The sequence below is a fragment of the Stieleria sp. genome (assembly GCF_041595215.1).
In the GTDB taxonomy this organism is placed as follows: Bacteria; Planctomycetota; Planctomycetia; order Pirellulales; family Pirellulaceae; genus Stieleria; species Stieleria magnilauensis.
The window spans coordinates 1-4,568 of sequence record NZ_JBFHKV010000722.1 but is presented as its reverse complement, the minus strand read 5'-3'; the positions used below and the strand labels follow the sequence as shown (position 1 = coordinate 4,568).

Annotated in this window: 4 protein-coding genes; 1 reads left to right on the top strand and 3 read right to left on the bottom strand. The window is 59.6% G+C overall.

The genetic code is table 11. The features are described 5' to 3' along the window. The 3 genes from ABX749_RS23155 to ABX749_RS23145 all read right to left on the bottom strand — a co-directional run. Positions 1-678 (bottom strand): DUF58 domain-containing protein (locus tag ABX749_RS23155; RefSeq protein ID WP_372898076.1); only part of this gene is annotated, 678 nt, incomplete at its 3' end. Beyond that, positions 675-1,748 carry an AAA family ATPase gene (locus ABX749_RS23150; protein ID WP_372898075.1) on the bottom strand — a complete coding sequence of 358 codons (1,074 nt, stop codon included), beginning with the start codon at positions 1,746-1,748 and terminating at the stop codon, positions 675-677. The genes ABX749_RS23155 and ABX749_RS23150, both read right to left, overlap by 4 nt. 8 nt (positions 1,749-1,756) lie before the next feature. Further along, on the bottom strand, positions 1,757-2,710 hold the full coding sequence (locus ABX749_RS23145) for a hypothetical protein (RefSeq protein ID WP_372898074.1): 954 nt from the start codon (positions 2,708-2,710) through the stop codon (positions 1,757-1,759). 419 nt (positions 2,711-3,129) lie between these two features. Between ABX749_RS23145 and ABX749_RS23140 the strand changes: the two genes are divergently transcribed. Beyond that, positions 3,130-4,568: neutral/alkaline non-lysosomal ceramidase N-terminal domain-containing protein (locus ABX749_RS23140; protein ID WP_372898073.1), on the top strand; the 1,439-nt coding region annotated here is incomplete at its 3' end.

Genomic DNA, 4,568 nt, shown 5'->3' with positions numbered 1-4,568 from the left:
GGAGACGGGCATTGCGGTTTCCAACGGCGTCAAAACATGAAACACGATCATTTCGTGTCCATAGTGCCGAAAATGGGCAAAGGCGTCGGCAAGTTCCTCCGGCTGAAAATAGAAATCGCTGATCAACACCTTCAATCCGCGCCGCGGCGATAGCTCGGCCACCTCGTGCAAGACACGCGCGGTTTCACACGCCGGGTGATCTTGAGGCCGAGCGAGTGCATGCAACACCTCCAGCTGGTGATCCGCCGTGGAACGTGGCCGCAGGTGTGTCTGGATCTTGTCAGCGAACAGGGTCAATCCGATCGCGTCGCGTTGGCGAATGGCCAAGTGTCCCAACGCCGCGGCCAGCATCGCGGCACACGACCACTTTCCTGCGGCGATCATCGATCGACTGGCGTCGACGATCAAATGCACTTCGACGTTGGTCTCGGCGTCGTATTCCTTCACAAACAGTTTTTCGTGTCGTCCGAAAAGCCGCCAATTGATGTGCTTGAGGTCATCGCCGGGCATGTATTCGCGATGCGACGCAAACTCGACCGAAAACCCGACAAAGGGGCTTTGGTGCAATCCATGCATGAAACCTTCCACCACCCGTTGGGCGATCAATTCCAAATCATCGGTCGCCCCCCGCAGCTCCGAGGACGTCAATTGTGTCGGTGTGACAAACGCGGTGTTCATGACGGGGTGGGTACCGTTTGGACGAGTTGCCCGATGACGTGATCGACGGTGATGTTCTCCGTGCGGGCTTGAAAGTTCAATGCCAGGCGATGTCGCATCACCGCAGTCGCGACGGCGCGGATGTCTTCAAAATCGACGTGATACCGCCCCAGCAAGACGGCCCGCGCCTTGCCCCCGAGGACCAGACACTGCGACGCCCGAGGGCTGGCTCCATAGCGGATGTATCGATGCAGCTTGGACGCCGCCGTGCGTTTTTGCGCCGTGCTTTTTGATGCGACGTCCTGTGACGTCGGGCGAGAGGCATCGACCAGATCGACGGCGTACCGGATGACATGGTTGGCAACCGGCACACCACGCACCAAGGATTGCAATTGCAACACTTCATCGAGCGACAGAATCGATTGCAGTTGCACGTCGGCATCCCCGGTGGTCGCTTTGACAATTTCGACTTCCTCCTGCTTGGATGGGTAGACGACCGGAACGTTGAACATGAATCGATCCAGCAGTGCCTCCGGCAGCGGATACGTTCCTTCCTGCTCGACCGGGTTTTGCGTCGCGACGACAAAGAACGGCGGCGGCAGATGGTACGTTTCTCGGCCGACCGAGATCTCACGTTCTTGCATTGCCTGCAACAGGGCGGCTTGGGTTTTCGGCGGTGCCCGGTTGATTTCGTCGGCGAGCAGAAAGTTGGTGAACAGCGGACCGCGGAAGAATTCGAGCTGGCGGCGGCCCGTTTCGGGGTCTTCTTCGATGATGTCCGATCCGGTGATGTCCGATGGCATCAGATCGGGCGTGAATTGGATCCGGCTGTACTGCATGTCCAGCATTTTCGCCAGCGATCTGGCGATCAGCGTCTTACCCAGTCCGGGCACGCCGATCATCAACGCATGACCGCGGCACAGCATGGCGATCAACAAGCTGTCGATCACTTTTTCCTGGCCGATCACGACGCGACCGATCTCTTGTTTCAGTTGCGTCCTCGCCTGCTGCAGCCGCGCCACGATCTCGGGATGGTCACCGGCGGTCGGCTGGCCCGTTGGCTGGCCGGCCGAGTCATTCGTTTCTGGCATCTGGTGATTCATGGTTGTTGCGTCGCCGCGGGGGCGGCCGATTCGTCGGGTGTCGGTGGAGGTTCAGGCGTCGTGATGATCGTTCGCGCCGCCAACAGTCCGTCGATAACGGCCTGGGCGGCGGTGTTGTGAATCGATTGCGAATCAATCGCGGCCAATTCAGCGACCTCGGTGCCCACGCCGTCACCGTTGTCGTCCAGCAGAGCGTGTTCGGTCGGCAACAATTGGTCTTCGTCAAACGAGCGGCCGACTTGGTCCGCCGTGCGTCGAAACAGGTCCAGGACGCTGACGGGCGGATCCTTCGCCGGCGACGTGGGATCTGCTGTGGGTTCGGCTGTCGATTCGGCGTTCGTGCTCGCGGCGAGTTGTTGCGTCATGACGAGAGCGAGTTGACGGGGAAACCGCGGTTCGTTGATTTCGCCGTCGTCGGTTGCGCTGACCACGATCCGCCCGGGCAGCGAAAAGGGTTTCATAAAACTGCCCGATGCCGAATGAGTCATCCAAAACACCTGTTCGCCGGCTTTCAACTCGGCAAACATCGCAGCCCATTGTGCGGCGTTCATGTCGGGTCCGGGCAGATGAAACCAACCGTGCCGCCGGTCCTGGTTGCCATGCCCGAGCCAAAAGACCCACAGCGATTCGTCATCGCCAATTCGCTCGACGAGTTGCTCGGCCACCGATCGAATGCTTTCCTGAGTTGCGGGCAATCGGTCTTCGGTCGCGTCGCGGCCGTCAAGCACTAGGATGTCGGCGGAATCGACACCTGCGATTTGCACCAACCAATCCCGCCAGATTTGGACGGTCGCGTCGAATCGCTCGCGATGGGTTTGATCGCCTGGAAGCCCGACGATGATCAGCGCGTGACGACGATTGGGAAAGACCGGGGCAACGTCAGCCGGCACAGCCGCTTGCGATTCATCCGTGGGGACCGCCGATGCGATTTCTTGGGCGGGGACCTGCATCGCCATCGCAACTGTGCAGCACAGCGCAAGAGTGAATCGAAATGGAGCGGTGTTGGCAATCAAGGATTCACCTGGAGGCAGGCCGGAACACGCCGCGGCGAGACACCCGGACGATCGCGAGCGGTTCGATCTTGAACGCTCGTCTTTGTCACCCGTTCTCAGTTGGCATCCCCTCGTTTGTTGCGAGTGGCATCCATCATAACGTCCCGCCAAACGGGCTGCCGTGGTGAAGCGTAAAATGTCGAGGTAGGCGGTCCGCCATCTGTCGCCGTCAGCGACGAATCACCGAACCGTCGTTCATTGTCGAATGCTTCGTTCATCGGCTCGGTCAAAAACTGTCGGCGTTGATGGGCAACACGCCGACCAGATCATTACAATGACCACCCTTCCTGACCGAATCTCCCCACAGGCACCCCATCATGCAATCGATCCTTGCGACTTTCCCCGCCTCCCGTCGTGATTGCTTTCACCAGTTGACTCGTCTTGCCATCGCCGCGACCGCCATCGCCGCCCTTTTCCTCACCGCCCTTCCGGTCTCCGCGCAAGCAGACGGTAAAACGTTTCGCGCCGGAGCGGCAACAAGCAACATCACACCTCCGCTGGGCGAGATGATCGTCGGCGGCTGGGAACCGATGCCGGCACAACACATTCACGACGAATTGCACGCCCGCTGCCTGGTACTCGATGACGGCACGACGAAACTGGCAATCGTGATCTGCGACAACGTCGGCATTCCCCACGAAGTGTTTGACGCTGCGAAAACAGCGATTCACGAAGCGACCGAGATCCCGATCGCGAACCTGATGATGGCTTCGACACACACGCACTCGGCCACGACCGCGCGCGGCGAAAGCAAGGTCATTGAGCAGAGCGAATTGACCGAGTACCAAGAATTCCTGGCCAGCCGGATCGCCGACGGTGTCCGCTGTGCGTTGAATCAGTTGCAACCCGCGAAGATCGGTTGGGGAAGCGTCGACGAACCGTCTGAAGTCTTCAATCGACGTTGGTTTGTGACCGATCCCCAATTGGCAACCAATCCGTTCGGCGGCATCGATCAAGTCCGCATGAATCCGCCGCGAGGACACGCCGCGCTCGATCGCCAAGCCGGCCCTGTGGACCCGGAAGTCAGTTTCGTTTCGGTACAAAGCCTAGACGGCAGCCCGATCGCACTGCTGGCAAACTACTCCCTGCACTACGTCGGCGGCGTCCCCCGCAATGAAGTCTCCGCGGATTATTTCGGCTACTTTGCCCGCGCCATCGAAAAACGATTGGGTGCGACCGAGACGACACCCGCCTTTGTCGGCATGCTCTCCAACGGAACCAGCGGCGACGTCAACAACATCGACTTTCGCGACAAGAATCCGAAACGCTACGGCAGCTACGAAAAGATGCAGGAAGTCGCCAACAAGATCGCCGACCGAGTCTATGAAGCGCATGGCGGAATCGAATTCCATGAGTGGGTCAAACTGTCCGCCGCATCGACCCCGCTGACGTTGAAGGTTCGCAAGCCGACGCAAGAGATGCGCGACTACTTTGATGCCCTGGCCAAGAGTTCCGAACAATCACCCCGGCATCGTCGTGAAGCCATCTACGCCAATCGGATCGCCAGTCTCGACGAAGCACCCGACACCGTGGACATCCAATTGCAAACCTTCGGGATCGGGGACCTGGGCATCGCCGCGATCCCCTTCGAAACCTTCACCGAAACCGGCTTGGAACTGAAGGCCAAGGCGCCGACCAAGCAGATGTTTACGATCGAATTGGCCAACGGATCGTTCGGATACCTGCCGACACCCAGGCAGCACCGTTTCGGCGGCTATGAGACCTGGCTGGGGACGAACTATGTCCAGGAAGACGC